At 46.1% G+C, this 25,300-nt stretch carries 41 protein-coding genes; all 41 read right to left on the minus strand.

Translation table 11 applies throughout. The features are described from left to right. Positions 1-29: 29 nt before the first annotated feature. Positions 30-1,082, minus strand: a complete 1,053-nt coding sequence (locus tag ACXADP_RS00520; protein ID WP_474970255.1) for an Mrp/NBP35 family ATP-binding protein — start codon at positions 1,080-1,082, stop codon at positions 30-32. A 74-nt stretch (positions 1,083-1,156) separates the two neighbouring features. Further along, positions 1,157-1,885 (minus strand): N-acetylmuramoyl-L-alanine amidase CwlD, encoded by a 729-nt coding sequence (gene cwlD, locus ACXADP_RS00525; RefSeq protein ID WP_027953388.1) that lies wholly within the window; start codon positions 1,883-1,885, stop codon positions 1,157-1,159. Between the two features lie 191 nt (positions 1,886-2,076). Continuing rightward, entirely contained in the window at positions 2,077-2,469 is a 393-nt protein-coding gene (rpsI, locus tag ACXADP_RS00530; RefSeq protein ID WP_027953389.1) for a 30S ribosomal protein S9, read from the minus strand. Between the two features lie 17 nt (positions 2,470-2,486). Next, complete coding sequence (rplM, locus tag ACXADP_RS00535) at positions 2,487-2,924, minus strand: 50S ribosomal protein L13 (RefSeq protein ID WP_474970253.1); 438 nt, start codon at positions 2,922-2,924, stop codon at positions 2,487-2,489. Between the two features lie 225 nt (positions 2,925-3,149). Beyond that, the gene (gene truA, locus ACXADP_RS00540) at positions 3,150-3,890 is read right to left on the minus strand and encodes a tRNA pseudouridine(38-40) synthase TruA (RefSeq protein WP_474970252.1); all 741 of its coding nucleotides are present in this window, start codon (positions 3,888-3,890) and stop codon (positions 3,150-3,152) included. 15 nt (positions 3,891-3,905) lie between these two features. Then, positions 3,906-4,703, minus strand: coding sequence for an energy-coupling factor transporter transmembrane component T family protein (locus ACXADP_RS00545; RefSeq protein WP_474970251.1), 798 nt, complete (start codon positions 4,701-4,703; stop codon positions 3,906-3,908). Continuing rightward, positions 4,696-5,565, minus strand: coding sequence for an energy-coupling factor ABC transporter ATP-binding protein (locus ACXADP_RS00550; protein ID WP_474970250.1), 870 nt, complete (start codon positions 5,563-5,565; stop codon positions 4,696-4,698). The genes ACXADP_RS00545 and ACXADP_RS00550 overlap by 8 nt, the downstream gene beginning before the upstream one ends. Continuing rightward, the gene (locus tag ACXADP_RS00555; protein WP_474970249.1) at positions 5,541-6,380 is read right to left on the minus strand and encodes an energy-coupling factor ABC transporter ATP-binding protein; all 840 of its coding nucleotides are present in this window, start codon (positions 6,378-6,380) and stop codon (positions 5,541-5,543) included. The genes ACXADP_RS00550 and ACXADP_RS00555 overlap by 25 nt, the downstream gene beginning before the upstream one ends. Positions 6,381-6,563: 183 nt before the next feature. Next, positions 6,564-6,923, minus strand: coding sequence for a 50S ribosomal protein L17 (rplQ, locus tag ACXADP_RS00560; RefSeq protein ID WP_027953395.1), 360 nt, complete (start codon positions 6,921-6,923; stop codon positions 6,564-6,566). Positions 6,924-6,964: 41 nt separating this feature from the next. After that, positions 6,965-7,909, minus strand: coding sequence for a DNA-directed RNA polymerase subunit alpha (locus ACXADP_RS00565; RefSeq protein WP_474970248.1), 945 nt, complete (start codon positions 7,907-7,909; stop codon positions 6,965-6,967). A 180-nt stretch (positions 7,910-8,089) separates the two neighbouring features. Continuing rightward, complete coding sequence (gene rpsK / locus ACXADP_RS00570; RefSeq protein ID WP_027953397.1) at positions 8,090-8,485, minus strand: 30S ribosomal protein S11; 396 nt, start codon at positions 8,483-8,485, stop codon at positions 8,090-8,092. Between the two features lie 30 nt (positions 8,486-8,515). After that, entirely contained in the window at positions 8,516-8,881 is a 366-nt protein-coding gene (rpsM, locus tag ACXADP_RS00575) for a 30S ribosomal protein S13 (RefSeq protein WP_474970247.1), read from the minus strand. 24 nt (positions 8,882-8,905) lie between these two features. Then, positions 8,906-9,019 carry a 50S ribosomal protein L36 gene (gene rpmJ, locus ACXADP_RS00580; protein ID WP_002509257.1) on the minus strand — a complete coding sequence of 38 codons (114 nt, stop codon included), beginning with the start codon at positions 9,017-9,019 and terminating at the stop codon, positions 8,906-8,908. 28 nt (positions 9,020-9,047) lie between these two features. Then, the gene (infA, locus tag ACXADP_RS00585; protein WP_027953399.1) at positions 9,048-9,266 is read right to left on the minus strand and encodes a translation initiation factor IF-1; all 219 of its coding nucleotides are present in this window, start codon (positions 9,264-9,266) and stop codon (positions 9,048-9,050) included. After that, positions 9,244-9,579: a KOW domain-containing RNA-binding protein gene (locus tag ACXADP_RS00590; protein WP_027953400.1), complete on the minus strand. Its 336-nt coding sequence runs from the start codon at positions 9,577-9,579 to the stop codon at positions 9,244-9,246. Before ACXADP_RS00590 ends, infA begins: the two co-directional genes overlap by 23 nt. 16 nt (positions 9,580-9,595) lie before the next feature. Beyond that, positions 9,596-10,342 (minus strand): type I methionyl aminopeptidase, encoded by a 747-nt coding sequence (map, locus tag ACXADP_RS00595; RefSeq protein WP_474970245.1) that lies wholly within the window; start codon positions 10,340-10,342, stop codon positions 9,596-9,598. Next, positions 10,339-10,992 (minus strand): adenylate kinase, encoded by a 654-nt coding sequence (locus ACXADP_RS00600; RefSeq protein WP_027953402.1) that lies wholly within the window; start codon positions 10,990-10,992, stop codon positions 10,339-10,341. The genes map and ACXADP_RS00600 overlap by 4 nt, the downstream gene beginning before the upstream one ends. Before the next feature lie 42 nt (positions 10,993-11,034). Continuing rightward, a complete protein-coding gene (secY, locus tag ACXADP_RS00605; RefSeq protein ID WP_027953403.1) occupies positions 11,035-12,327 on the minus strand; it encodes a preprotein translocase subunit SecY in 1,293 nt (430 codons plus the stop codon). After that, positions 12,327-12,767, minus strand: coding sequence for a 50S ribosomal protein L15 (rplO, locus tag ACXADP_RS00610; RefSeq protein ID WP_027953404.1), 441 nt, complete (start codon positions 12,765-12,767; stop codon positions 12,327-12,329). Before rplO ends, secY begins: the two co-directional genes overlap by 1 nt. Before the next feature lie 30 nt (positions 12,768-12,797). Next, a complete protein-coding gene (gene rpmD / locus ACXADP_RS00615) occupies positions 12,798-12,980 on the minus strand; it encodes a 50S ribosomal protein L30 (protein WP_027953405.1) in 183 nt (60 codons plus the stop codon). A gap of 13 nt (positions 12,981-12,993) precedes the next feature. Then, positions 12,994-13,494: a 30S ribosomal protein S5 gene (gene rpsE, locus ACXADP_RS00620; protein ID WP_027953406.1), complete on the minus strand. Its 501-nt coding sequence runs from the start codon at positions 13,492-13,494 to the stop codon at positions 12,994-12,996. A 20-nt stretch (positions 13,495-13,514) separates the two neighbouring features. Further along, a complete protein-coding gene (rplR, locus tag ACXADP_RS00625) occupies positions 13,515-13,877 on the minus strand; it encodes a 50S ribosomal protein L18 (RefSeq protein WP_206936248.1) in 363 nt (120 codons plus the stop codon). A 35-nt stretch (positions 13,878-13,912) separates the two neighbouring features. Next, the gene (rplF, locus tag ACXADP_RS00630; protein ID WP_474970244.1) at positions 13,913-14,449 is read right to left on the minus strand and encodes a 50S ribosomal protein L6; all 537 of its coding nucleotides are present in this window, start codon (positions 14,447-14,449) and stop codon (positions 13,913-13,915) included. Between the two features lie 30 nt (positions 14,450-14,479). Next, complete coding sequence (gene rpsH, locus ACXADP_RS00635) at positions 14,480-14,878, minus strand: 30S ribosomal protein S8 (protein WP_027953409.1); 399 nt, start codon at positions 14,876-14,878, stop codon at positions 14,480-14,482. Between the two features lie 30 nt (positions 14,879-14,908). Then, positions 14,909-15,094, minus strand: a complete 186-nt coding sequence (locus ACXADP_RS00640) for a type Z 30S ribosomal protein S14 (RefSeq protein ID WP_027953410.1) — start codon at positions 15,092-15,094, stop codon at positions 14,909-14,911. A 26-nt stretch (positions 15,095-15,120) separates the two neighbouring features. Further along, entirely contained in the window at positions 15,121-15,660 is a 540-nt protein-coding gene (rplE, locus tag ACXADP_RS00645; RefSeq protein ID WP_027953411.1) for a 50S ribosomal protein L5, read from the minus strand. 26 nt (positions 15,661-15,686) lie between these two features. Continuing rightward, positions 15,687-15,998: a 50S ribosomal protein L24 gene (gene rplX, locus ACXADP_RS00650; RefSeq protein WP_027953412.1), complete on the minus strand. Its 312-nt coding sequence runs from the start codon at positions 15,996-15,998 to the stop codon at positions 15,687-15,689. A 40-nt stretch (positions 15,999-16,038) separates the two neighbouring features. Next, positions 16,039-16,407, minus strand: a complete 369-nt coding sequence (rplN, locus tag ACXADP_RS00655) for a 50S ribosomal protein L14 (RefSeq protein ID WP_027953413.1) — start codon at positions 16,405-16,407, stop codon at positions 16,039-16,041. A gap of 42 nt (positions 16,408-16,449) precedes the next feature. Then, entirely contained in the window at positions 16,450-16,713 is a 264-nt protein-coding gene (gene rpsQ, locus ACXADP_RS00660; RefSeq protein WP_027953414.1) for a 30S ribosomal protein S17, read from the minus strand. 24 nt (positions 16,714-16,737) lie between these two features. Next, positions 16,738-16,938, minus strand: a complete 201-nt coding sequence (gene rpmC / locus ACXADP_RS00665) for a 50S ribosomal protein L29 (RefSeq protein ID WP_027953415.1) — start codon at positions 16,936-16,938, stop codon at positions 16,738-16,740. After that, positions 16,928-17,362, minus strand: coding sequence for a 50S ribosomal protein L16 (gene rplP, locus ACXADP_RS00670; protein ID WP_027953416.1), 435 nt, complete (start codon positions 17,360-17,362; stop codon positions 16,928-16,930). Before rplP ends, rpmC begins: the two co-directional genes overlap by 11 nt. Before the next feature lie 18 nt (positions 17,363-17,380). Then, on the minus strand, positions 17,381-18,022 hold the full coding sequence (gene rpsC, locus ACXADP_RS00675; RefSeq protein WP_027953417.1) for a 30S ribosomal protein S3: 642 nt from the start codon (positions 18,020-18,022) through the stop codon (positions 17,381-17,383). A 3-nt stretch (positions 18,023-18,025) separates the two neighbouring features. Then, the gene (gene rplV / locus ACXADP_RS00680) at positions 18,026-18,367 is read right to left on the minus strand and encodes a 50S ribosomal protein L22 (protein ID WP_027953418.1); all 342 of its coding nucleotides are present in this window, start codon (positions 18,365-18,367) and stop codon (positions 18,026-18,028) included. Positions 18,368-18,387: 20 nt separating this feature from the next. Further along, positions 18,388-18,666, minus strand: coding sequence for a 30S ribosomal protein S19 (gene rpsS, locus ACXADP_RS00685; protein ID WP_027953419.1), 279 nt, complete (start codon positions 18,664-18,666; stop codon positions 18,388-18,390). A gap of 57 nt (positions 18,667-18,723) precedes the next feature. After that, on the minus strand, positions 18,724-19,557 hold the full coding sequence (gene rplB, locus ACXADP_RS00690; protein WP_474970243.1) for a 50S ribosomal protein L2: 834 nt from the start codon (positions 19,555-19,557) through the stop codon (positions 18,724-18,726). A 33-nt stretch (positions 19,558-19,590) separates the two neighbouring features. Next, positions 19,591-19,878: a 50S ribosomal protein L23 gene (gene rplW, locus ACXADP_RS00695; protein ID WP_474970242.1), complete on the minus strand. Its 288-nt coding sequence runs from the start codon at positions 19,876-19,878 to the stop codon at positions 19,591-19,593. Next, positions 19,878-20,501 carry a 50S ribosomal protein L4 gene (gene rplD / locus ACXADP_RS00700; protein ID WP_027953422.1) on the minus strand — a complete coding sequence of 208 codons (624 nt, stop codon included), beginning with the start codon at positions 20,499-20,501 and terminating at the stop codon, positions 19,878-19,880. The genes rplW and rplD overlap by 1 nt, the downstream gene beginning before the upstream one ends. 21 nt (positions 20,502-20,522) lie before the next feature. Then, positions 20,523-21,158 carry a 50S ribosomal protein L3 gene (gene rplC, locus ACXADP_RS00705; protein WP_027953423.1) on the minus strand — a complete coding sequence of 212 codons (636 nt, stop codon included), beginning with the start codon at positions 21,156-21,158 and terminating at the stop codon, positions 20,523-20,525. 31 nt (positions 21,159-21,189) lie between these two features. Continuing rightward, positions 21,190-21,498 (minus strand): 30S ribosomal protein S10, encoded by a 309-nt coding sequence (rpsJ, locus tag ACXADP_RS00710; protein ID WP_027953424.1) that lies wholly within the window; start codon positions 21,496-21,498, stop codon positions 21,190-21,192. 371 nt (positions 21,499-21,869) lie between these two features. Next, positions 21,870-23,060 (minus strand): elongation factor Tu, encoded by a 1,191-nt coding sequence (gene tuf, locus ACXADP_RS00715; RefSeq protein WP_474970604.1) that lies wholly within the window; start codon positions 23,058-23,060, stop codon positions 21,870-21,872. A 121-nt stretch (positions 23,061-23,181) separates the two neighbouring features. Further along, positions 23,182-25,260: an elongation factor G gene (fusA, locus tag ACXADP_RS00720; protein ID WP_474970240.1), complete on the minus strand. Its 2,079-nt coding sequence runs from the start codon at positions 25,258-25,260 to the stop codon at positions 23,182-23,184. Between the last annotated feature and the right edge of the window lie 40 nt (positions 25,261-25,300).

Here is a 25,300-nt window from a genome sequence, read left to right on the forward strand (position 1 = left end):
GCGCCCCGTGAAGGGACGCGTGGTTTTTATTAATATTTATCAATGACTTTAGCGGCCATATTCCGATAAATGACACCGATCGGGTGATCCGACTGATAAACAGAAGGAGCAAAGACTTCTTCTTCCTCATATGGCTGTTGAAGTGGCACGTGGCCAAGTACAGCTGTCTGCAGCGTATCCGCAAGCTTCACTCCGCCTCCACGGCCGAAGATGAACTCTTTGTTTCCTGTTTCTTTACTTTCAAAGTAAGCCATGTTCTCCACAACACCAAGAATCTCGTGTTCCGTCTTAATCGCCATCTGACCAGCACGCGCGGCTACGAAAGCAGCTGTCGGGTGCGGGGTCGTTACGATGATTTCCTTGGAAGAAGGAAGCATCGAATGGACATCCAGCGCTACATCTCCCGTACCAGGCGGCAGATCTAGAAGCAGGTAGTCAAGGTCTCCCCACTCCACTTCCTTAAAGAAGCTTGTCAGCATTTTTCCAAGCATCGGTCCACGCCAGATGATCGGAGAGTTATCTTCCACAAAGAAACCCATGGAAACGACTTTCACTCCAAATCGTTCAACAGGAATGATTTTTTCCCCGCGGACGACCGGACGCTCTTCCACGCCCATCATATCCGGAACACTGAAACCATAGATATCCGCATCAATGATGCCGACTTTCTTCCCAAGACGTGTTAAGGCTACGGCAAGGTTCACCGTTACGGTTGATTTACCCACCCCGCCTTTACCGCTGGCGATGGAAATGAACTTTGTATTCGTATTGCCGCTCAGTAAAGAGGCATCCTCCGACTGCTGATCGGCCGGCTGTAATTTCTGAATAACCTCATCCGGAAGCTGATCAAAACGAAGACCGACTGTCGCCGCTCCCCCGCTTTTCAGGGCATTGACGATGGTCTGTTGCAGTTCCATCTGCTCCGCTGTATTCGTCTTTCCAATCAGAATCTTCACGCTGACATGATTTTTTTCTTCCTTGATTTTTACTTCTTCCACTCCACCGGTTTCTTCCAGTGTTTTATGTAAAAATGGATCTTGAATAGGGTTCAGGATTTCTAGTACTTTCTCTTGTGTCAACAAGCCGGTTCACCATCCTTAGAAAATGATCGTTTCCTGTAGTATAACATACATGAAACGCTTTCTAAGTGATTTGCTCACGATCCATTTTCCTCAGGGAAATCCCGTTCCGTGACAAAACGCAGCACCCCTTGATAGATCGAAGCAGCCATCTGCCTTTGATAATCGTCTGATTTCAACAGTTCCCGTTCACGGTCGTTGGACAAAAACCCCGCCTCTACAAGGGCGCCGGGAGCCTGTGCATGCTTCAGGATATAGATATTGCTGAGCCCGAGAGCCTCGCGCTTTGTATTGCCCATGTTGGATTGTATTTCAGCTTGAATGAACTTGGCGAGATATTCACTTTCCTCGCTTTCCGGATAATAAAACGTCTGTGCCCCGCTCCACTTATCAGATGGAATGGCATTCAAATGCAGACTTAAGTATAAGTCCGCTTCTTTTTCTTCGATAAACTCCACTCTATTACGTATATCTTCCGATTTCCTCCTGGAAAGACCGGATGTTCCCTCCGAAGCAAGATCAGCATCTTCGTACCTCGTCATATATACAAGGGCCCCTGCCTGCTGGAGGTAATCCTGCAGGTATTCCGCCATCTTCAGGGTGATGATTTTTTCCTCTGTACCATCCCCGCCTACCGCCCCACCATCCGGACCGCCATGTCCCGGGTCAAGAACGATCACTTTTCCGGAAAGCGGCGATGACCAAACCGTCCATGCATCCTTCACTTCCTGAATCGGATAGGAAACCATGCACACAAGGACAATCACACCAGCCAGCCACAAAAAGGTCTTCAATCGTCGACTCACAATCGCTCACACTCCCTTGTACTTCCCCTGAATCATTGTATGGGACAAGAGACAAAAATATGAGCAGGTCAACCTCAGCTACCAGCTTGGAAACTGAACGCAGGAACTGGAGGATACACCCTGAACGTATAGGAAAGCAAAAAAAAGACTCCCGACCATAATGGTCGGGAGTCTTTCGGATCGTCCAAAACTTAACGCTTGGAGAATTGTGGCGCGCGACGGGCACCTTTAAGACCGTATTTCTTACGCTCTTTCATACGTGCGTCACGAGTCAATAGACCTGCGCGTTTAAGTGGTGTACGGTATTCTGGGTCAGCTTTAAGCAATGCACGGGCGATACCGTGACGGATTGCTCCTGCTTGTCCTGTGAATCCACCGCCGTCTACGTTTACGTAGACATCATAGTTACCTTCAGTTTCTGTTACAGCAAGAGGCTGTTTAAGAATCATACGAAGGGTTTCATATGGGAAAAAGTCTTCAGCATCACGTTTGTTAACTACTACACGACCAGTTCCTGGAACAAGACGTACACGAGCTGTTGAGCTCTTACGACGACCAGTACCGGAGTATTGTACTTGTGCCACTAGATTACCTCCTTTAATTATCCGCGAAGTTCGTAAACTTCTGGTTGTTGTGCTTCATGTTTGTGCTCAGATCCTGCAAATACATGAAGTTTCTTGCCCATTTTACGTCCAAGACTTCCTTTTGGAAGCATGCCTTTAACAGCAAGTTCAAGCATCTGCTCTGGATATTTCGTACGCATTTCGTTAGCCGTACGGGACTTCAGACCACCAGGGTGGTTGGAGTGACGATAGTAAACCTTATCGTTGATTTTGTTACCTGTTAGTTCGATCTCACCAGCATTGATGATGATGACGTGGTCACCAGTGTCAACGTGTGGTGTGTATGTTGGTTTGTTCTTACCGCGAAGGATCGCAGCAACTTCGCTCGCTAAACGGCCGAGTGTCTGCCCTGCAGCATCCACAACATACCATTTACGTTCAACGTTGTTTTCATTTGCCATGAAAGTTGTGCGCATATCGGTTTCCCTCCTGAAATGTTTTATTATCACATAGACTGATTAACTGCTTTATCATTTATCTCAAAGTACGATTAGTTTTCCGGGGCTAACCGTGGTACAGAAATAAAATGCCATAGAATATAATATAACACTCTATATTCATGTGTCAAGGGAATGCACACCTGGATTCGTTGTTTTTTTCTGAGACAGAGGACCCAATGAATGGAAATTGTTCAGAACCTCTTAATAATCGACCTTCCATAGGAACAACCCTTGAGGAGGAGCCGTCCGGCCTGCCGCTTCCCGTGTGCGGGCTTTTAAGATAACAGGAATATCCTCCGGGGCACGCTCTCCTTTTCCTATTTCGAGAAGTGTGCCGACAAGAATCCTTACCATATTATATAAAAATCCGGATCCCTTAAAAGTGAACACCACTTCTTCTCCACGACTTTCTACATCCGCTTTGAAAATCGTGCGTACCTTGCTCCCCTTCAGATCTGTCTTCGGTGAACAGAAGGATGTAAAATCATGCTCTCCTTCGATATAGCCGCACGCCTTTTTCATAGCTGTGATGTCAAGGGGAGCTTTGACGTGAGAAGTGTAGTGACGGCGGAAAAGATCTGGATCAGGGTGATTCCTCACAAAATACCGGTATTCTTTTCCGGTTGTATCATACCTGGCATGAAAACCACCGGACGGCTGCTCAGCTTCTTTCACCTGAATGTCATCCGGCAGCATGGAGTTCAGCGCCCGCCGCCAGTTACTGACGGGAATCTCAAGCGGTGTATCAAAATGAATCACCTGCCCGACAGCATGCACACGGGCATCGGTTCTGCCCGAAGCCGTCACCTTTACGGTATTTCCTTTATGAATCTTTTTTAAAGCCTTCTCAAGCTCTGCCTGAATCGTGCCGCCATTCGGCTGAACCTGATAGCCTGCGTAACCGGTGCCATCATAGGCGATGGTCATACGTATACGATTCATACCCAGCACCTCCGATCATGAACGGGTCAGGAAGAGAGCTGCGGCCAGCAGAATGAAAACAGCAAAGAGCAGCCAGTCCCTCCGCTCCAGTTTTAATTCTCTCAGCTTCGTTCTTCCTTCGCCCCCTTGATACCCACGCGCTTCCATCGCCATAGCGAGCTCCTCTGCGCGTTTAAAGGCACTGACGAACAAAGGGACCAGCAGAGGTACAACGGCCTTCACACGGTCTTTAAAAGCGCCTGTGCGGAAGTCTACACCTCTTGAGGCCTGTGCCTTGGATATCTTTTCTGTCTCCTGCATCAATGTTGGGATGAAACGCAGGGAGATCGACATCATCAGCGCCAGTTCATGGACAGGGAATTTCACTTTTTTCAAAGGACCCAGCAGCTCCTCAATGGCATCGGTAATCTCAATCGGCGTCGTCGTCAACGTCAACAGGGAGGTAACGAGAATCAACAGGAAGAACCTCAGGGAAATCGCTGCCCCCTGGATCAACCCTTCCTCATAAACCGCCCAGCCGAACAGGCTGAACGCAACCTCCCCTTCCCTTGTCACGAACAAGTGAAGGAGAAACGTGAAGATGACCAGGAACCAGACCGGCTTCAATCCCTTCATGATGTAGGAAAATGGAACTTTCGATAAAACAGCACTCGACAGAGCGAACAAGGCGAGCACCCCATAACTCATAACAGAGTTAGCAAAAAAGACGATCACGACATAAAAAAAGATGACAGCGATTTTGGAGCGGGGATCCAGGCGGTGAATAACAGAATCCGATGGAATGTATTGACCGATAATCAGGGAACTACTCATGATCGCCGCCCCCCTTCACTTTCAGGGCTATTTCCTTTGCTAACTCCGCTATCGTCTGGCCTTCGTATTCAAGATCAAGGCCGTAATCCCGGGCCATTTTCAAAAAGGAAACGACTTCCGGTACATCCAGCTGCACATCTTCCAGTGCCTGCTGCTGCTTAAAAATCTCCAGCGGGGACCCTTCCCTGTAAACCTTCCCTTGATTCATGATGATAATATGATCGGCATAGGCAAGAGCATCCTCCATACTGTGGGTTACAAGCACGGTTGTAAGACCCTTATCCTGATGCAGGTGATAAAACATATCCATGATTTCCTTACGCCCGTTCGGATCAAGTCCGGCGGTCGGTTCATCCAACACAAGCACTTCAGGAGCCATGGCGAGAACACCGGATATGGCAACGCGGCGCATCTGTCCTCCGCTTAAATCAAAGGGAGAGCGTTCCAGAAGCTCTTCCGGCAGTTTTACCGCCTGGACCGCTTCTTTCGTCCGGCGTTTGATTTCGTCCTGTCCAACTCCGAAATTCTGCGGACCGAAGCCGATGTCTTTTTCCACAGTTTCTTCAAACAACTGGTGCTCAGGATACTGGAACACGACGCCGACGTTTTCCCGAAGCTTCATCAGCTGTTTGTTTTTCTGCCCGGCTGCCATCGTATACGGGCCCACCTGCACCTGCCCTTCTGTCGGCTGAAGCAGCCCGTTCAGGTGTTGAATCAATGTGGATTTACCTGACCCGGTGTGACCGATGACCGCTACAAAAGAACCGGATTGGATGGTAAAGGACAAATCATCCAAAGCTCTGTGTTCGAATGGTGTATTCGGCTGGTACGTATAACTTACATGATCGAACGTGATGTCCATAATTCCTCCAACAACTCCTGGTGATTCAATGGCTCACGGGTAAGCGGCACACCCTCTGCTTTCAGGTGGTCGGCCAATTTACTAACAAATGGAGTATCCAAGCCAATTTCTTGTAAGTGTTCTTTTTTGGAAAATACGTCTCTAGGAGATCCCTGCATCCAAACCTCTCCCTTATTCATGACAATCACCCTGGAAGACTGAGTAACCTCATGCAGATCATGAGTGATGGTAATCAGGGACAGGTCCCGTTCTTCCTGAACGCGGTGGACCGTGTTCATAATTTCCTTGCGCCCTTTCGGGTCGAGCATAGCAGTGGCCTCATCAAGAATGATGAACTTCGGTGACACGGCAAGGACACTCGCGATAGCTACCCGCTGCTTCTGTCCGCCTGACAGACGGTGCGGTTCCTGCTGCTCATAATCAGCCATCCCTACGGCTGAGAGGCTCTCTTTGATCCTTTCAAGCATCAACTCCCTGGGCATGCCGTGATTCTCCATACCAAAAGCGACATCATCTTTCACAGTAGTCCCGACAAACTGGTTGTCCGGATTTTGAAAGACCATGCCTACCTGTTTTCTAACATCCCAGATGGTTTCTTCGTTGACGGGCATCCCATCTACCAGGATTTCCCCTTCCTGTGGAAACAGCAGTCCATTCATTAATTTCGCTATGGTCGACTTTCCTGAGCCGTTATGACCGATTACAGCCACCCATTCATCCGGTCCGATTGTAAAGCTTACGTTCCTCAACACCCAGGGCATGTCCTCCTGGTAGCGAAAAGATACGTTCCGGAACTCGACTTGTCTCTCTCCCATCTCTGTTCCTCCTCTGCTCAGCTGACGATTTCCCGGGAAATATGACACCATTCCCCGTTATAAAGAGAATTTCCCTTTCATAACGGGAGGTATTCCCGCATCGGTATAAAAAAGTATAAAAAAAGGGCTGGATGTAACCTCATAATGAGATTCACTCCTGCCCTTTTACCCCGATGGTAATCATTATACTAGTTCGATGATTGCCATTTTAGCTCCATCACCTTTACGCTCGCCAAGCTTCAATACGCGAGTGTAACCACCTTGACGGTCCTCGTAGCGTGGGCCGATGTCAGAGAATAGCTTCTGCAGTGCAGTCTGCTCTCCTTCCTCATCAGCTTGTGCATTATATAGGAATGCTTCCGCTTGACGACGGGCATGAAGATCGCCGCGTTTACCTAGTGTAATCATTTTTTCTACAACAGACTTAAGCTCTTTCGCTTTAGCTTCTGTTGTTTCCAAACGTTCGTGTACGATCAGGTCAGTTGCCAAGCCGCGAAGCAAAGCCATGCGCTGATCTGTAGTACGTCCTAGTTTTCTAGCCATTGATAATCCCTCCCTTAACTGGATCTCTTAGATGTGTTCTATCAATCGTCTTTTCTTAGTCCAAGACCTAGTTCGTTCAGTTTATGCTTCACTTCTTCAAGTGACTTGCGGCCAAGGTTGCGCACCTTCATCATGTCTTCTTCAGACTTGTTGGCAAGCTCCTGCACAGTGTTGATACCTGCGCGCTTCAAGCAGTTGTAGGAACGAACGGAAAGGTCAAGTTCCTCGATCGTCATTTCAAGAACTTTTTCTTTTTGGTCCTCTTCTTTCTCGACCATGATTTCAGCTTTTTGAGCTTCATCAGTAAGGCCGACGAAAATATTGAGGTGCTCCATATAAATTTTAGCTCCAAGAGAGATCGCCTCTTCTGGACGAATGCTGCCATCCGTCCAAACATCCAATGTCAATTTATCAAAATTAGATGTTTGACCGATTCGAGTATTCTCTACTTGATACGTCACACGGGAAACCGGTGTGAAAATAGAGTCAACGGGAATCACGCCGATGGGTAGATCCTCATGGTTATTTCCTTCAGCCGGACGATATCCTCGACCGCGTTCTGCTGTAATGCGAGCACGGAAGCTGGAATTGCTGTCGAGTGTAGCGATATGAAGATCTGGATTTAGAACTTCAACGTCACTATCATGCGTAATATCAGCCGCGGTAACCTTGCCTTCACCCTGCACATCAATTTCTAAAGTCTTCTCTTCGTCAGAATAAACTTTCAAAGCTAGTTTCTTCAGGTTCAAAATAACAGTTGTTACGTCTTCAACGACGCCTTCAATCGTGGAAAACTCATGAAGTACACCGTCAATTTGAACAGAAGTGACAGCAGATCCGGGAAGTGAGGATAATAGGATACGACGCAAGGAGTTCCCTAGAGTTGTACCATATCCACGTTCTAGCGGTTCTACGACGAACTTACCAAAAGTAGACTCATCGCTGATCTCGACCGTTTCAATCTTTGGCTTTTCAATTTCGATCATTTACTCAAAACCCTCCTTCAAAACGTCGAAACCCCGGTTAGACGACAGGTCTAACCGAAATTCCTCAGGTAGGCAGTCCCGATATAAGATAACTGCTTAATGGCTCTGTCTACTGCGGTGCTGATTTAAAAGCTATCATAACCCATTATAGACAGGGTGACAAATTCTATTCAGAACTTATTATACGCGACGACGTTTTGGTGGGCGGCAACCATTGTGTGGTACTGGAGTTACGTCACGGATTGCCGTAATATCAAGACCTGCTGCCTGTAGTGAACGGATCGCAGCTTCACGACCTGCACCAGGACCTTTTACTGTAACTTCAAGAGTTTTCATGCCGTTGTCCATAGCATCTTTCGCTGCTGCTTCGGAAGCCATTTGTGCAGCGAATGGAGTAGATTTACGGGAACCTTTGAAACCAAGAGAACCTGCACTGCTCCAGCTGATAACATTACCTTGGACATCAGTGATCGTTACGATTGTGTTGTTGAATGTAGAACGGATATGAGCCATACCCGTCTCTATATTCTTTTTCACGCGGCGTTTACGACTGCGAGTGTTTCCTTTACGTGCCATAGGATGAGTTTACCTCCTTTGTATTAATTATTATTTACGTTTGTTAGCTACTGTACGACGTGGACCTTTACGTGTACGGGAGTTGTTCTTCGTCTTTTGTCCGCGAAGTGGAAGACCACGACGGTGACGGATTCCACGGTAAGAACCGATTTCAATCAGACGCTTAATGTTTAGAGAGTTCTCACGACGAAGATCACCCTCTACGTTGTGCTGTTCAACAGCTTGACGGATCTTACCTAGTTCGTCTTCTGTAAGATCGCGAACGCGGGTACTCTCAGATACACCAGCATCAGCCAGGATGTCTGCAGCAAGGGATTTACCGATACCATAGACATAAGTTAATGAAACAACCACGCGCTTGTCGCGGGGAATATCTACACCTGCAATACGTGCCATAAGTTACGTGCACCTCCTTTAAGATTAACCTTGTTTTTGTTTATGCTTAGGGTTTTCACAGATAACCATGACTTTACCTTTACGTTTGATGACTTTGCATTTTTCGCAAATTGGTTTTACAGAAGGCCTTACCTTCATCATCCATACCTCCTTTAAGATCGGAGTTTTATTTATAACGGTACGTAATACGTCCTTTTGTCAAATCATAAGGAGAAAGTTCTACCGTTACTTTGTCCCCAGGTAAGATTCGGATAAAGTGCATGCGAATTTTACCGGAAACATGAGCAAGAACGGTATGACCGTTTTCAAGTTCAACCTTGAACTGAGCGTTCGGTAAGGTTTCAACGACGGTCCCTTCTACTTCAATTACATCGTCTTTCGCCATCGAGTTGATCTCCCTTCTTCAAATCAGTCACTGCTTCATTGACATATTTTGCTACGGCAAATCGAAGCTTGCCATTTGTGACCCGACCAGTTTCCAGAAGGCTGTCCTGGACTTCCGGAGAGATGAAATCCATAAGCTCAACGTGCTGCAGATTCTTTTTCTTTGGTCGATCATACTTACGTTTCTCTCCGTCGGCAAGCAGCACAAAGCGGCCATCCAGCACACCGATCACCACTGCGTACTGTCCTGCCTCACGCCCCTGCACAATACGAACAATTTGACCTATTCGCGGACTCGACTCAGATTCGTTCAAAAACGATCACCTTCATTTAGGATTTTGTTAATATTTCGTAACCCTCATCCGTAATCGCGATGGTGTGCTCAAAATGTGCGCACATCTTTCCATCCTGCGTTACAACCGTCCATTGATCATTCAGGGTTTTCACATAACGTGAACCTGCATTGATCATCGGTTCAACAGCTAATACCATTCCAGGTTTCAATCGGGGGCCTTTGTTGGGAGGTCCATAATGAGGAATCTGTGGATCCTCATGAAGTTCCTGACCAACGCCGTGACCGACATATTCCCTGACTATGGAGAAACCTTCAGGCTCCACATAGCTTTGGATGGCATGCGATATATTTGAAAGGCGTTCACCTGGTTTTGCTTCATCAAGTCCTTTGAACAATGACTGCTCGGTAACTCTCAGCAGCTCCAATGTGCCCTCATCAACAGTGCCGACCGGATACGTCCAGGCCGAATCACCGTGATAGCCTTTATATTTTGCCCCAATATCGATACTGATAATATCACCATCGTTCAGGACCCTGTCTCCAGGAATACCATGAACAAGTTCTTCGTTGACAGATGCACAGATACTGCCACGGAATCCATTATAACCTTTAAAAGAAGGGATTGCATCCATACTGCGTATGAATTTATCAGCAATCTTATCCAATTCTCCAGTAGTTATACCTGGTCGGATGTTTTCTTTCATCTTTTGGTGCGTCAGGGCGACAATGCGACCTGCTTCACGCATAATATCTAATTCCCGCGGAGTCTTACATATAATCATTCAGCCAGTGCTCCAAGCTTTTGATCAATGTCAACAAATACTTCTTTGATGTCTTTATCACCTTCGAAGGAGACCAGGTAGCCTTGATCCTGATAGAAATCAAGCAGAGGCTGCTGCTGTTCTACGTTGACCTCGAGGCGTTTCTTAACGGTTTCAGGCTGATCGTCTTCCCGCTGAGTCAATGCTGAACCATCGTTATCACAGATCCCGTCCTCTTTAGGAGGGTTGAACACAACGTGGTACGTAGCACCGCAGGTCGGGCAGATGCGTCGTCCAGTCAGACGCTCGATAAGCTTCTCTTTTGGAACATCGATATGAAGAACATAATCCAGTGACCGTTCCATATCGGCCAGAAGGTTGTGAAGGGCTTCTGCCTGAGCGATGGTTCTAGGGAAACCATCGAGCAGAAAGCCTTTCTGACAATCCGGCTTACTTAGACGTTCGCGAACGATTCCGATGGTAACTTCATCGGGAACGAGTTCGCCTTTGTCCATATATGATTTGGCCTCTTGACCAAGGGATGTTCCTTCTTTGATAGCTAAACGGAACATATCTCCAGTTGAGATATGAGGGATGTCATATTTTTCGACTATTTTCTCTGCCTGAGTACCTTTTCCGGCACCAGGGAGACCCATTAGGATTAAATTCAACGTCTTCCCCTCGCTCTCATTTATTCAATAGCAGGATGTTTATTATTTAATGAATCCTTTATAGTGGCGTTTTACAAGCTGACTTTCAAGCTGTTTCATCATTTCAAGGGCAACCCCGACAACGATGAGCAGGCTTGTTCCTCCAATTTGGACCGTCGGCGGCAGTTGCGCCAGGGAACCAAGGATGATTGGAAGGATGGAGACAGCTGCAAGGAAAATGGATCCTACAAAGGTTAATCGGTACATTACACGGGTCAGATACGTTTCAGTATTAGCCCCGGGACGAATCCCCGGAATGTAACCGCCCTGCTTCTTCAGGTTTTCTGCCATCTGTTCCGGATTAACCTGAACAAACGTGTAGAAATACGTGAAGGCAATAATTAACGCAACATAGATAATCATTCCCGGCCAGTTCTGGTAATCAAAGATATACTGGATAACAGAAGCTACTTCACTGTCTTCAAAGAAGCCGGCGACGGTTCTCGGAGCGATGATAAAGGATATCGCAAAGATGACCGGAATAACTCCTGCAGCATTCACTTTGAGTGGAAGGTGAGTGGAATGTCCACCTACAGGGGAACGATTCACTAAACGCTTCGCATACTGGATTGGGATTTTACGAAGGGCCTGCTGGATGAAGATAACTCCAACCACGACCGCAACGATGACCAAGGCAATCAACGCGATGATAACCAGATTGATGAACAGTTCGTCTCCTGCACCGGAGATGTACTGATCATACAACTGATTCACACCATTCGGAATCGCCGCAACGATACCTGCGAAAATCAGTATAGAAATACCATTTCCTACGCCATGTGCAGTGATTTGCTCGCCAAGCCACATTAGAAAAGCTGTTCCGCCTGTCAGCACAAGCGCAATGACTAAGAACTTGGTAACACCAGGATCCGAGATCAACTGACCTCCTGCCAAAGCGTTAAAACCAATGGACATACCAATGGCTTGAACGAAAGCGAGAACAATAGTTCCGTAGCGGGTAAACTGAGCTAATTTTCGACGGCCAACTTCACCCTGCTGTTTCCACTCAGCAAATTTCGGGACAACATCCATCTGCAGCAGCTGCATTATGATGGAGGCTGTAATGTAGGGCATGATCCCCATAGCAAAGATGGAGAAGTTCTGTAATGCCCCGCCTCCGAACGTATTCAGAAACCCAAATGCGTTCTGTTCATCCATGAAAGTGATGGCGTCTCTGTTTGTGAAAGGCACCGGGATGAAGGTTCCCAGGCGGAACACAACGAGCATCAGCAAAGTGAAAATGATTTTCCGTCGAATATCACCCACGCGCATAAAATTGGAGATTGTCCGGAACATTAAATCACCTCAGTTTGACCGCCCGCCGCTTCAATCGCTTCTTTTGCGGAAGCAGAGAATTTGTGAGCTTTCACTGTAAGTTTCTTCTCGATAGAACCTTTAGCCAATACTTTGATTCCTGCTTTTTGGTTGCTTACCACGCCGGATTCAAGTAGAAGCTCAGGAGTAACCTCTGTACCTTCTTCGAAACGGTTCAGGGCATCAAGGTTAACGATTGCGAACTCTTTACGGTGAATGTTTGTAAAACCACGCTTAGGCAGGCGCTGGAATAGTGGCATCTGTCCACCCTCGAAACCTGGGCGAGTTTTGCTGCCGGAACGCTGACCTTGACCTTTGTGTCCACGTCCGGATGTTTTACCATTACCAGAAGCCATACCACGGCCTACACGGTTACGCTCTTTACGAGTACCTTTAGCCGGTTTAAGTTCATGCAGTTTCATGCGTTGCACCTCCTTATTACTTTTCTTCTATTAAACTTCCTTAATCGTAACTAGGTGAGACACCTTATTAGCCATACCTCGGATCGCCGGGTTATCTTCAACTACGACAGTTTGTCGGATCTTGTTAAGACCAAGAGCCTTGACCGTAGCACGCTGATCTTGTGGTCTACCAATAACGCTGCGCGTGAGGGTAATTTCTAACTGATTAGCCATTTTATTTCCCTCCTTATCCTAGTTCTTGTACAGACTTACCGCGAAGTCTTGCAACGTCTTCTGCGCGCTTAAGCTCGCTAAGTCCAGTAAGTGTAGCACGTACCATGTTGATTGGCGTGTTAGAACCAAGAGACTTAGATAGAATGTCTTGAACACCTGCAAGCTCAAGTACCGCACGGACAGGTCCACCAGCAATAACTCCAGTACCTTCTGCTGCCGGCTTCATAAGAATGTTACCTGCACCAAAACGTCCGTTGATTTCGTGTGGAATCGTCGTGTTCTTCACTGGTACTGTGATTAGATTTTTCTTAGCATCATCAATGGCTTTTTTGATTGCTTCCGGTACCTCTTGGGCTTTCCCTGTACCGAAACCAACATGACCATTTTTATCTCCAACTACAACAAGCGCAGCAAAACGGAAACGGCGTCCACCTTTAACTACTTTCGCTACACGGTTGATAGTGACTACGCGTTCTTCAAGATCAAGTTTGTTAGGGTCGATGTTTAAATTCATTTGTGTCCCTCCTTTAACTATTAAAATTCAAGTCCGGTTTCGCGGGCTGCTTCAGCTAGTGCTTTGACACGGCCGTGATACAAGTAACCTCCGCGGTCGAATACAACAACTTTAAAGCCGTTATCGATTGCGCGTTGTGCTACCATTTCACCGACTTTCTTAGCAGCTTCCACGTTACCAGTCTGGTCAAGGTCAAAACCTTTATCTACAGTAGATGCACTTGCTACTGTTACCTGGCTCTCATCATTGATGAGTTGAGCATAGATGTGATTGTTAGAGCGGTATACGTTCAAGCGTGGGCGTTCAGCTGTGCCGACAACATTTTTACGAACGCGGGCGTGGCGCTTCTTACGTACGACATTTTTATCTGCCTTCGTGATCATCTTGGTCACTCCTTTCTATACGTTACCTTAGAACCTTATTTAGCTGTTTTACCTTCTTTACTGCGTACACGTTCGCCTTCGTAACGAATTCCTTTGCCTTTGTAAGGCTCTGGAGGACGGATAGCACGGATGTTAGCAGCAACAGCACCAACTAGTTCTTTGTCGATACCTTTAACAGTAACTTTTGTGTTGGAAGGAACTTCGATTTCGATTCCTTCGCGTTTTTCGATTTCTACAGGGTGGGAATAACCAGCGTTCACAACAACTGTTTCGCCCTGCTTCTGAGCACGGTAACCGACACCGATGATTTCAAGGTTCTTCTCGAAACCTTTAGATACACCTTCAACCATGTTGCCGATCAGGCTGCGTGTTGTACCGTGAAGAGCGCGGTGCTCTTTGTGATCGCTTGGACGCGATACAGATAGAACGTTATCTTCAACTGTAACAGTGATGTCCTCGTGGAACGTACGAGTCAGTTCCCCTTTTGGACCTTTCACTGTAATCGTTTGGTTGTCCTGAATGATTTCTACACCTTCAGGAATCTCAAGAGTTTTTAATCCTACGCGAGACATATTTTTGCACCTCCTGTCTTGTTCGTTTTATTACCAGACGTAAGCTAGAACTTCGCCGCCGATGGCTTGTTCACGAGCTTCTTTATCTGTTAGGACACCTTTTGAAGTGGATACAACGGCAATACCAAGTCCGTTAAGAACTTTAGGAAGCTCTTCGGAGTTCGCATACACACGTAGACCTGGCTTACTGATACGTTTAACACCAGTGATTACGCGCTCGTTGTTCTGGCCGTACTTAAGGAAGATGCGAAGAACACCCTGCTTGTTGTCTTCTACAAATTCGTAGTCACGTACGAAACCTTCACGCTTAAGGATATCAGCGATTTCTTTTTTCACGTTGGAAGCTGGAAGTTCAAGCTTCTCGTGGCGAACCATATTCGCATTACGGATACGAGTCAGCATATCTGCAATTGGATCTGTCATTGTCATAACTCTTTTACCTCCTTCCCTGTTACGGGTTTACCAGCTGGCTTTTTTGACACCAGGGATTTGTCCTTTGTATGCAAGTTCACGGAAACAAATACGGCAAAGCTTAAACTTACGTAGTACGGAGTGCGGACGTCCGCAGCGTTCACAACGAGTGTATTCGCGTACTTCGTACTTCTGTTTACGCTGTTGCTTCGCGACCATTGATTTTTTAGCCACTATTTTCCCTCCTTAATGTCAGCTCATTATTTTTGGAACGGCATGCCGAATTGAGCTAATAGTTCACGCGCTTCTTCGTCAGAGTCAGCAGAAGTGACAATAACGATATCCATTCCACGCACTTTGTTTACTTTATCGTAATCGATCTCTGGGAAAATCAATTGCTCTTTAACACCAAGAGTGTAGTTTCCACGACCATCAAAAGCTTTCTTAGAAATACCACGGAAGTCACGCACACGTGGTAGTGATACGGCGATCAGCTTTTGTAGGAATTGGTACATACGCTCTCCGCGAAGGGTTACTTTCGCACCGATCGGCATACCCTCACGTAGACGGAAGCCTGCGATTGATTTCTTAGCTTTCGTAATCACTGGTTTCTGACCAGTAATCATTGTTAGTTCTTCAACAGCTGTATCAAGTGCTTTCGCGTTTTGAACAGCATCGCCTACACCCATGTTGACAACGATTTTCTCAACTTTTGGTGTCTGCATGATGGACTCATATTCAAATTTGCTCATCAGGGATGGAACAACTTCTTCTTTATATTGTTTCTTTAGTTCGTTCATCGTGTGGCCCTCCTTTCATCTATGGGTTATTTGTCCAGCGCTTCACCGGATTTTTTCGCGATACGAACTTTCTTATCGTCTTCGACTTTGTAACCAACACGGGTCGGTTCGCCAGTCTTAGGATCAATCGGCATTACGTTTGATACGTGGATCGCTGCTTCCTGAGTCAAGATTCCACCCTGTGGGTTTTCTTGAGACGGCTTCGCGTGTTTTTTCACTTCGTTCACGCCTTCAACAAGAACACGATCTTTCTTTGGATAAGCTTCAAGGATTGTACCTTGCTTGCCTTTATCCTTACCGCTAATGACCATTACTTTGTCACCTTTTTTTACGTGCATTCTACGCGCACCTCCTTAACAAGGCATTTCATTCAGGCTTTTATAATACTTCTGGAGCTAGAGATACAATCTTCATGAATTTAGCATCACGAAGTTCACGAGCTACCGGTCCGAAGATACGAGTACCGCGTGGTCCTTTGTCATCACGAACGATTACTGCTGCGTTTTCGTCGAAACGGATATAAGAACCATCTTTACGGCGCATACCGCTCTTAGAACGTACGATAACAGCTTTAACTACTTCACCTTTTTTAACAACGCCTCCTGGTGTTGCCTGTTTCACAGTAGCAGTGATGATATCACCAATGTTAGCTGTTTTACGGCCGGATCCACCCAAGACTTTGATCGTTTGGATTTCACGTGCACCAGAGTTGTCTGCAACTTTCAGACGAGATTCCTGTTGAATCATACCATGTAACCTCCCTTCGGATCATCTCCGAGCGAACTTTATTTAGATAATAACAGACTCTTCAACAACTTCTAGAAGACGGAAACGCTTGGATGCGGACAATGGACGAGTTTCCATAATGCGCACGATGTCGCCGTTTTTCGCCTGGTTGTTTTCGTCATGTGCTTTGAACTTTTTGGAATACTTTACGCGTTTGCCATAAAGCTTGTGGAACTTATAAGTTTCTACCATAACAGTGATTGTTTTGTCCATTTTGTCAGAAACAACACGGCCGGTATAAACCTTACGATTATTACGTTCAGTCATGTGAGGGTGACCTCCTCTCATCTATTAGTTATTTACGCCTAGCTCACGTTCACGAGCAACAGTCTTCATACGGGCGATGGACTTGCGAACTTGACGGATACGTGCAGTGTTCTCAAGTTGACCTGTTGCCAATTGGAAGCGTAGGTTGAAAAGTTCCTCTTTAAGAGATTTAACTTTTTGTTCAATTTCGGCAGTGGTTAATTCACGGATCTCATTAGCCTTCATTGATTTCACCACCAATTTCTTCACGTTTTACGAATTTCGTGCGGATCGGAAGTTTGTGGGAAGCAAGACGAAGTGCTTCGCGGGCTACCTCTTCAGAAACTCCTGCGATCTCAAACATAATTTTCCCTGGTTTCACAACTGCTACGAAACCTTCTGGAGCACCTTTACCGGAACCCATACGTACTTCTAGGGGCTTAGCAGTATAAGGCTTATCAGGGAAGATTTTGATCCAAACTTTACCGCCACGCTTCATGTAACGAGTCATCGCGATACGCGCTGCCTCGATCTGACGGGCTGTGATCCAAGCTGGATCGATAGCTTGCAAACCATATTCACCGAACGCAACTTCAGTACCGCCTTTTGCACGGCCTTTCAAGCTTGTACGGTGTTGACGACGATATTTAACACGTTTAGGCATTAACATAATGCTGTTCCCCCTTCCTTATTTATCAGTTTTAGTTGGAAGGATTTCACCACGATAGATCCACACTTTAACACCAAGCTTACCGTAAGTGGTGTCTGCTTCAGCAGTACCGTAATCGATGTCTGCACGAAGTGTATGAAGTGGTACAGTTCCTTCACTGTAGTATTCAGCACGAGCGATATCTGCGCCACCTAGACGACCAGATACCTGGGTACGGATACCTTTAGCTCCTGCACGCATTGCGCGTTGTAGAGTTTGTTTCTGAGCACGACGGAAAGATACACGGTTTTCCAATTGACGTGCAATATTGTCAGCTACAAGTGTAGCGTCAAGATCTGGCTTTTTCACTTCAACGATGTTGATGTGAACTCGTTTACCAGTGAGTTGGTTAAGAGCTTTACGAAGTGCTTCGACTTCAGAACCGCCTTTACCGATAACCATTCCTGGCTTAGCTGTGTGCACAGTAATGTTTACACGGTTTGCTGCACGTTCGATTTCGACCGTGGAAAGAGCAGCATCTTTAAGACGAGTTTCAACATATTCACGAATCTTAATGTCTTCATGTAACAAGTCTGCGTAGTCTTTACCAGCGTACCACTTGGACTCCCAGTCACGGATAACGCCGATACGAAGACCTACCGGATTAATTTTTTGACCCACTGATTATCCCTCCTTTTTTTCTGATACGACCACAGTGATGTGGCTTGTGCGTTTGTTGATCTGGCTTGCGCGGCCCATTGCACGAGGACGGAAACGTTTAAGTGTTACGCCTTCGTTTACAAACGCTTCGGAAACATATAGGTTTTCCGGATCCATTTCATAATTGTGTTCAGCGTTGGCGATCGCAGAGTTAAGAAGTTTCTCAACTACTGGAGATGCGCCGCGGTTTTTCAGGCGAAGTGTAGCTAGAGCTTCACCCACATTTTTTCCTCGAATTAAATCAATTACAAGACGAGCTTTACGAGGAGCGATACGAACGGTTTTAGCAACTGCTTTAGCTTGCATTAGAGTGCCTCCTCTCTATATTAGCGTTTTGTTTTCTTGTCATCGCCAGAGTGTCCCTTGAACGTACGGGTTGGCGCGAATTCACCTAGTTTATGACCTACCATGTCTTCTGTAACATAGACAGGTACGTGTTTGCGACCATCATAAACAGCAATGGTGTGTCCTACGAAGTTAGGGAAGATAGTTGAACGACGAGACCAAGTCTTCACGACCTGCTGCTTGCTATCTTCATTAAGCTTCTCGATTTTCTTCATCAAATGATCATCTACAAAAGGTCCTTTTTTCAGGCTGCGGCCCATGAATAAACCTCCCTTCGCGATTGAGAGACGGGTCCTACTGCCCGCCCGACAATCCCGTTATTTTTTACCGCGTCTACGTACGATATATTTATCAGACGGCTTGTTGCGTTTTCTTGTCTTGTATCCAAGAGTTGGTTTACCCCATGGAGATACAGGAGATGGCATACCGATTGGTGCGCGTCCTTCACCACCACCGTGTGGGTGATCACTAGGGTTCATTACGGAACCACGTACAGTAGGGCGCTTGCCTTTCCAACGAGAACGTCCAGCTTTACCAACACTGATAAGTTCGTGCTCAAGGTTACCAACTTGACCGATTGTTGCACGGCAGGTAGATAGTACCAGGCGGACCTCACCAGAAGTCAGGCGTACTAGAGTGTATTTGTTTTCACGGCCAAGGATTTGTGCAGAAGCACCAGCAGAACGAACAAGCTGTCCGCCGCGTCCCGGCTTAAGTTCTACGTTGTGTACGATTGTACCAACTGGAATATCTTTAAGTGCAAGAGCGTTACCAGGTTTGATATCCGCACCTTCACCTGAAATGATTTCTGTGCCAACCTTAACACCTTTAGGAGCAAGGATGTAGCGTTTTTCACCATCAACATAGTTGATTAGTGCAATGTTAGCGGAGCGGTTCGGATCATATTCAACTGTAGCAACGCGTCCAGGTATTCCATCTTTGTCGCGTTTGAAGTCGATCATACGATACTGACGCTTGTGGCCTCCGCCCTGATGACGAACTGTCAGCCTACCCTGGTTGTTACGTCCACCTTTTTTGTGAAGTGGAGCGATAAGGGAGCGTTCAGGTTTGTCAGTCGTAATTTCAGCGAAATCAGAAACTGACATGTGTCGACGACCGTTAGTAATCGGTCTGAACTTTTTAATCGCCATCTTTATTTCCCTCCTTCATTATCAATTAGTCAATTATACTTCAAAGAATTCTAGTTCTTCACTGTCCTGAGTCAACTTAATAACTGCTTTCTTACGATCAGAACGATAGCCGCCGTAACGACCCATACGCTTGAATTTACCTTTAAGGTTCATTGTGTTGACAGATTCAACCTGAACGCCAAAGATTTCTTCAACTGCATTTTTAATTTCAGTTTTGTTAGCTTTCGGGCTAACTTCAAACGTATATTTCTTTTCTCCCATAAGATCAGCAGAATGTTCAGTAATGACAGGGCGCTTAATAATATCGCGTGGTTCTTTCATTATGAGAGCACCTCCCCTGCTTTTTCAGCTGCTTCCTTAGTAAGGATCAGCTTGTCATGCGTCAGCAAGTCTAACACACTTACCTGCTCTACAGGGAGAGCATTTACTGTAGGGATGTTATTAGAAGATAGAGCTACGTTCTTATCTTCTCCTGCTGTAACGATCAAAGCCTTCTCGTTTACGTCTAGTGCGCTAAGCATATTTACAACTTCTTTAGTTTTTGGAGCGTCTAGAGACAAGCTCTCAAGAACGATTGCGTTACCTTCCTGTACTTTAGAAGAGTAAGCGGACTGAAGTGCAAGACGACGAACTTTTTTCGGCATCGTGTAGCTGTAGCTGCGTGGTGTAGGACCGAATACAGTTCCACCGCCAACCCATTGTGGTGAACGGATAGACCCTTGACGTGCACGGCCTGTACCTTTTTGACGCCATGGTTTACGGCCACCGCCGGATACTTCAGAACGTCCTTTTACTTTGTGTGTGCCTTGGCGAAGATTCGCGCGCTGCATCAACACTGTTTCGTGTAATACGTGAGTATTAGGTTCAATCCCAAATACGGCTTCATTCAGTTCGATTTCACCAACATTAGAACCGCTTTGGTTTAATAGTGCTACTTTAGGCATGACATATCCTCCCTTCGTTGATTATTTGCTAGCCTTATTTGCACTTGTAATCTTAACGTAAGATTTTTTCGCGCCTGGTACATTACCTTTGACTAGAAGCAGGTTACGCTCAGCGTCTACTTTAACTACTTCAAGGTTTTGAAGAGTTACCTGCTCGCCACCCATTTGTCCTGCAAGACCTTTGCCTTTGAAGACTTTAGATGGGTCTGCACCTTGTCCCATAGAACCGGAACGGCGGTGGAAACGGGAACCGTGTGTTTTAGGTCCAGTGGATTGGTTGTGGCGCTTGATTGCACCTTGGAAACCTTTCCCTTTAGAAGTACCTGTCACATCGATTGCGTCACCAGTTTCAAACATATCTACCTTAACCTCTTGACCTAGTTCAAAGTCATCAAGGTTCGCATTACGGAATTCACGAACGTAGCGCTTAGGTGTTGTGTTTGCTTTGTCAGCGTGCCCTTGAGCAGCTTTCTTCAAACGGTTGGACTTTTCATCAGCAAATCCAAGCTGGATCGCTTCATAACCATCATTTTCTGTAGTTTTCTTTTGAAGAACTACGTTCGGCTCAGCCTGAATAACAGTTACAGGGATCAATTCACCGTTGTCTGAGAAAATCTGTGTCATGCCGACCTTGCGTCCTAAGATTCCTTTCGTCATCCGTTACACCTCCTATTATCTTAACGATATATTATAGTTTAATTTCGATATCCACACCAGATGGTAGATCCAAACGCATTAGTGAATCAACAGTCTGTGGTGTTGGATTAACAATGTCAATCAGACGTTTGTGTGTGCGCATTTCGAACTGCTCACGAGAGTCTTTATACTTGTGAGTCGCACGAAGTACTGTATATACAGAACGCTCAGTTGGAAGCGGGATCGGACCAGATACTTCCGCGCCGGAACGCTTAGCTGTATCAACGATCTTCTCTGCTGACTGATCAAGCACTCTGTGATCATACGCTTTTAAACGAATACGAATTTTTTCTTTTGCCATGATATTCCCTCCTTCTTCGCCCATTTTTAAAATAGACATTCTCCGCGAAAAAACTTGAACACCAGCCATGGCAAAGGGGCCGGGTGTGTCAACAACCTTTCGCTTCATCGCCTTTTATGACCAACATTACTCATTATATAGAATAATTCGGGTCAATGCAAGGAAAATCCATAAATAATTTATCTACGGACACTTTTACTATTATACTGATGTTTGCGGCACATTTCAACCATCTCTTCTATATAAAATCCGATCGATGCACCACGAAAATTCCATAATACATTAAAACAAATTCAGCCGGTTCTTTCAAGTGATAACATAAAAAAAGCAGCAGCCGGATGGCTGCTGCTTCCTATAAAATAAGAGAAATCTTATTTAGTGATTGTAGATACAACGCCTGAACCTACAGTACGTCCACCTTCACGGATGGAGAAACGAGTTCCGTCCTCGATCGCGATTGGAGCGATAAGTTCAACTGTCATTTCAACGTTGTCCCCAGGCATAACCATTTCTACGCCTTCAGGAAGTTGAATAACACCAGTTACGTCCGTTGTACGGAAGTAGAACTGTGGGCGGTAGTTAGAGAAGAATGGAGTGTGACGTCCACCTTCGTCTTTAGCTAGTACATAAACTTCAGCTTTGAAGTTTGTGTGTGGTGTGATGGAACCAGGCTTAGCTAGTACCTGACCACGGTTGATGTCTTCACGCTTAACACCACGTAGAAGAGCACCAATGTTATCGCCAGCTTCTGCATAGTCAAGAAGCTTACGGAACATTTCAACACCAGTTACGGCAGTCTTGAAGGACTCTTCAGCCATACCGATGATTTCAACTTCGTCACCGACTTTAACTTGACCACGCTCAACACGGCCAGTTGCAACTGTACCACGGCCAGTGATGGAGAATACGTCCTCAACAGGCATCATGAATGGCTTGTCAGTGTCACGGTCTGGAGTTGGGATGTGCTCGTCAACAGCGTCCATAAGGTCATAGATCGCCTGCTCGTATTTCTCTTCACCTTCAAGAGCTTTAAGAGCAGAACCGCTGATTACTGGTACATCGTCACCAGGGAAGTCATATTCAGATAGAAGATCACGAACTTCCATTTCAACTAGCTCAAGAAGCTCTTCGTCGTCTACCATGTCAACTTTGTTCAAGAATACAACGATAGCTGGTACACCTACGTTTTTAGAAAGTAGGATGTGCTCACGAGTTTGTGGCATTGGACCGTCAGCTGCAGATACAACCAAGATCGCGCCGTCCATTTGAGCAGCACCAGTGATCATGTTCTTAACGTAGTCAGCGTGACCTGGGCAGTCAACGTGTGCATAGTGACGAGATTCAGTTTCGTACTCAACGTGTGCAGTGGAGATAGTGATTCCACGCTCACGCTCTTCAGGAGCACCGTCGATCATGTCGTAGGCCATAGCTTCACCAGAACCAGATTTCTTATGAAGTACAGTAGTGATCGCTGCAGTTAGAGTAGTTTTACCGTGGTCAACGTGTCCAATAGTACCAATGTTAACGTGGGACTTGGACCGGTCAAATTTTTCTTTACCCATTGTATATTTCCTCCTTTAGATAAGTAACAATTATTAGTTTAAGATTTATATGCAGCCAAGGAGTGACAAGCACTCCTAAGCTTACATTACAAGTTATACTGTAACTTGTTTAAAAAATCAATTATTGTCCGGAATTTTTCTTGATGATTTCCTCAGAGATGCTCTTCGGAACTTCTTCGTAGTGGTCGAAGTGCATGGTGTAAGTTCCGCGGCCCTGAGTGTTGGAGCGCAACGCTGTTGCGTAACCGAACATTTCAGATAGTGGAACGAATGCTTTAACCACTTGTGCATTACCACGAGTTTCCATACCTTCAACACGTCCACGACGGGAAGTTACGTCACCCATGATATCGCCCATGTATTCCTCAGGAATAACAACTTCTACTTTCATCATTGGTTCAAGTAGAACAGGCTTACACTTGTTTTTAGCCTCTTTAAGTGCCATGGAAGCAGCAACTTTAAAGGCCATTTCGTTGGAGTCGACATCGTGGTAGGAACCATCATAAAGAGTTGCTTTGATGTCTACCATTGGGTAGCCGGCCAACACACCATTCTCCAAGGATTCTTTAATCCCTTGTTCTACAGATGGAATGTATTCACGCGGTACAACACCACCAACAATCTTGTTGACGAATTCGAAACCAGCGCCTTCTTCGTTTGGTTCGAACTCAACCCATACGTGACCGAATTGTCCACGACCACCGGATTGACGTACGAACTTACCTTCCACTTGTGCACTAGCGCGGAATGTTTCGCGGTAGGCAACCTGTGGAGCGCCAATGTTCGCTTCAACTTTGAACTCACGTTTCAGGCGGTCAACGATGATGTCAAGGTGAAGCTCACCCATACCAGCGATGATCGTTTGTCCTGTTTCAACGTTTGTTTCCGTTTGGAACGTTGGATCTTCTTCAGCAAGCTTACCAAGGGCAATGGCCATTTTATCTTGGTCAGCTTTGGATTTAGGCTCGATAGCTACAGAGATTACCGGTTCAGGGAACTCCATAGATTCAAGGATAACAAGGCTCTTCTCATCACATAGAGTGTCACCTGTACCCGTGTCTTTAAGACCTACCGCACCAGCGATATCACCAGCGTATACTGTGGAAATCTCTTCACGGGAGTTTGCGTGCATCTGCAGGATACGACCTACACGCTCACGCTTATCCTTCGTGGAGTTTTTCACGTAAGAACCAGCGGAAAGTGTTCCGGAATATACGCGGAAGAATGTCAGTTTACCTACATAAGGGTCTGTGGCAACTTTGAAAGCCAGACCAGAGAATGGCTCGTTGTCATCAGCCTTACGGACAACATGCTCTTCAGTTTGTGGTACGTGACCTTCAATTGGAGGTACATCCAATGGAGATGGTAGATAATCAATAACACCATCAATTAGAAGTTGTACACCTTTGTTCTTGAAGGCAGACCCACAGAAGACTGGGTAGAAGTCTACAGTTAGAGTAGCTGTACGGATAGCCGTCTTCAGCTGCTCGTTCGTGATTTCTTCTCCTTCCAGATACTGCATCATCAAGTCTTCATCAAGTTCAGCAACAGCTTCTACAAGCTTGCCGCGGTACTCTTCAGCCTGATCTTTGTAGTCATCCGGAATGGCACGTGCTTCTGCACGAGTCCCAAGGTTATCCATGTAGTAGTAGGCTTCCATCGTTACAAGGTCGATGATTCCTTCGAATTCATCTTCTGCACCGATAGGAAGTTGAACAGCTGCGGCATTTGCACCAAGGCGGTCTTTCAATGTGCCAAGGGAGTAAATGAAGTCAGCCCCTACTTTGTCCATTTTGTTAACGAACACGATACGTGGAACACCGTACGTGGTAGCCTGGCGCCAAACAGTTTCTGTTTGAGGCTCAACACCGGATTGGGCGTCAAGAACAGCTACAGATCCATCAAGTACACGCAGGGAACGCTCAACTTCAACAGTGAAGTCTACGTGTCCAGGAGTGTCGATGATGTTAATACGGTGGTCTCTCCACTGAGCAGTCGTAGCGGCGGAAGTAATTGTGATTCCGCGCTCCTGTTCCTGCTCCATCCAGTCCATTTGGGAAGCTCCTTCGTGAGTTTCACCAATTTTGTGGATACGTCCTGTGTAGAAAAGAATACGCTCAGTCGCCGTTGTTTTACCAGCGTCGATGTGAGCCATGATCCCGATATTCCGAGTCTTTTCCAAGGAGAACTCTCTAGCCATGAATCTTTCTCCTTCCTGTTTGAACAGTTATTTTTTTGGT

The sequence above is a fragment of the Halobacillus sp. AWH4_228 genome (assembly GCF_056158365.1).

Bases quoted from the DNA above. Each gene is read 5' to 3' on its own strand.
- ACXADP_RS00545 (WP_474970251.1), bottom strand. From the start codon at position 4,703: ATGAGTAGTTCCCTGATTATCGGTCAATACATTCCATCGGATTCTGTT.
- secY (WP_027953403.1), bottom strand. From the start codon at position 12,327: ATGTTCCGGACAATCTCCAATTTTATGCGCGTGGGTGATATTCGACGG.
- ACXADP_RS00565 (WP_474970248.1), bottom strand. From the start codon at position 7,909: ATGATCGAAATTGAAAAGCCAAAGATTGAAACGGTCGAGATCAGCGAT.
- rplP (WP_027953416.1), bottom strand. From the start codon at position 17,362: ATGTTAATGCCTAAACGTGTTAAATATCGTCGTCAACACCGTACAAGC.
- fusA (WP_474970240.1), bottom strand. From the start codon at position 25,260: ATGGCTAGAGAGTTCTCCTTGGAAAAGACTCGGAATATCGGGATCATG.
- rpsS (WP_027953419.1), bottom strand. From the start codon at position 18,666: ATGGGCCGCAGCCTGAAAAAAGGACCTTTTGTAGATGATCATTTGATG.
- rplQ (WP_027953395.1), bottom strand. From the start codon at position 6,923: ATGGCTAGAAAACTAGGACGTACTACAGATCAGCGCATGGCTTTGCTT.
- rplW (WP_474970242.1), bottom strand. From the start codon at position 19,878: ATGAAAGAACCACGCGATATTATTAAGCGCCCTGTCATTACTGAACAT.
- rplM (WP_474970253.1), bottom strand. From the start codon at position 2,924: ATGCGCACAACTTTCATGGCAAATGAAAACAACGTTGAACGTAAATGG.
- rplB (WP_474970243.1), bottom strand. From the start codon at position 19,557: ATGGCGATTAAAAAGTTCAGACCGATTACTAACGGTCGTCGACACATG.
- rplX (WP_027953412.1), bottom strand. From the start codon at position 15,998: ATGCACGTAAAAAAAGGTGACAAAGTAATGGTCATTAGCGGTAAGGAT.
- rplC (WP_027953423.1), bottom strand. From the start codon at position 21,158: ATGACGAAAGGAATCTTAGGACGCAAGGTCGGCATGACACAGATTTTC.
- infA (WP_027953399.1), bottom strand. From the start codon at position 9,266: ATGGCGAAAGACGATGTAATTGAAGTAGAAGGGACCGTCGTTGAAACC.
- rplE (WP_027953411.1), bottom strand. From the start codon at position 15,660: ATGAACGAACTAAAGAAACAATATAAAGAAGAAGTTGTTCCATCCCTG.
- map (WP_474970245.1), bottom strand. From the start codon at position 10,342: ATGATTATATGTAAGACTCCGCGGGAATTAGATATTATGCGTGAAGCA.
- rpmJ (WP_002509257.1), bottom strand. From the start codon at position 9,019: ATGAAGGTAAGGCCTTCTGTAAAACCAATTTGCGAAAAATGCAAAGTC.
- rpsJ (WP_027953424.1), bottom strand. From the start codon at position 21,498: ATGGCAAAAGAAAAAATTCGTATTCGTTTAAAAGCGTATGATCACAGA.
- tuf (WP_474970604.1), bottom strand. From the start codon at position 23,060: ATGGGTAAAGAAAAATTTGACCGGTCCAAGTCCCACGTTAACATTGGT.
- ACXADP_RS00555 (WP_474970249.1), bottom strand. From the start codon at position 6,380: ATGGGAGAGAGACAAGTCGAGTTCCGGAACGTATCTTTTCGCTACCAG.
- rpsK (WP_027953397.1), bottom strand. From the start codon at position 8,485: ATGGCACGTAAAGGAAACACTCGCAGTCGTAAACGCCGCGTGAAAAAG.
- rpsH (WP_027953409.1), bottom strand. From the start codon at position 14,878: ATGACAATGACAGATCCAATTGCAGATATGCTGACTCGTATCCGTAAT.
- rpsM (WP_474970247.1), bottom strand. From the start codon at position 8,881: ATGGCACGTATTGCAGGTGTAGATATTCCCCGCGACAAGCGCGTGGTT.
- rplV (WP_027953418.1), bottom strand. From the start codon at position 18,367: ATGCAAGCTAAAGCAGTTGCTAAAACCGTTCGTATCGCTCCTCGTAAA.
- ACXADP_RS00550 (WP_474970250.1), bottom strand. From the start codon at position 5,565: ATGGACATCACGTTCGATCATGTAAGTTATACGTACCAGCCGAATACA.
- rpmC (WP_027953415.1), bottom strand. From the start codon at position 16,938: ATGAAGGCTAATGAGATCCGTGAATTAACCACTGCCGAAATTGAACAA.
- rplD (WP_027953422.1), bottom strand. From the start codon at position 20,501: ATGCCTAAAGTAGCACTATTAAACCAAAGCGGTTCTAATGTTGGTGAA.
- rplN (WP_027953413.1), bottom strand. From the start codon at position 16,407: ATGATTCAACAGGAATCTCGTCTGAAAGTTGCAGACAACTCTGGTGCA.
- rpsQ (WP_027953414.1), bottom strand. From the start codon at position 16,713: ATGACTGAACGTAATAATCGTAAGGTTTATACCGGCCGTGTTGTTTCT.
- rplR (WP_206936248.1), bottom strand. From the start codon at position 13,877: ATGATCACGAAGGCAGATAAAAATGTCGTACGTAAGAAGCGCCACGCC.
- rpsE (WP_027953406.1), bottom strand. From the start codon at position 13,494: ATGAATTTAAACATCGACCCTAACAAACTTGATCTTGAAGAACGCGTA.
- truA (WP_474970252.1), bottom strand. From the start codon at position 3,890: ATGAATCGTATACGTATGACCATCGCCTATGATGGCACCGGTTACGCA.
- rpmD (WP_027953405.1), bottom strand. From the start codon at position 12,980: ATGGCTAATCAGTTAGAAATTACCCTCACGCGCAGCGTTATTGGTAGA.
- rplF (WP_474970244.1), bottom strand. From the start codon at position 14,449: ATGTCTCGCGTAGGATTAAAAACTCTTGAGATTCCTGAAGGTGTAGAA.
- rplO (WP_027953404.1), bottom strand. From the start codon at position 12,767: ATGAAACTGCATGAACTTAAACCGGCTAAAGGTACTCGTAAAGAGCGT.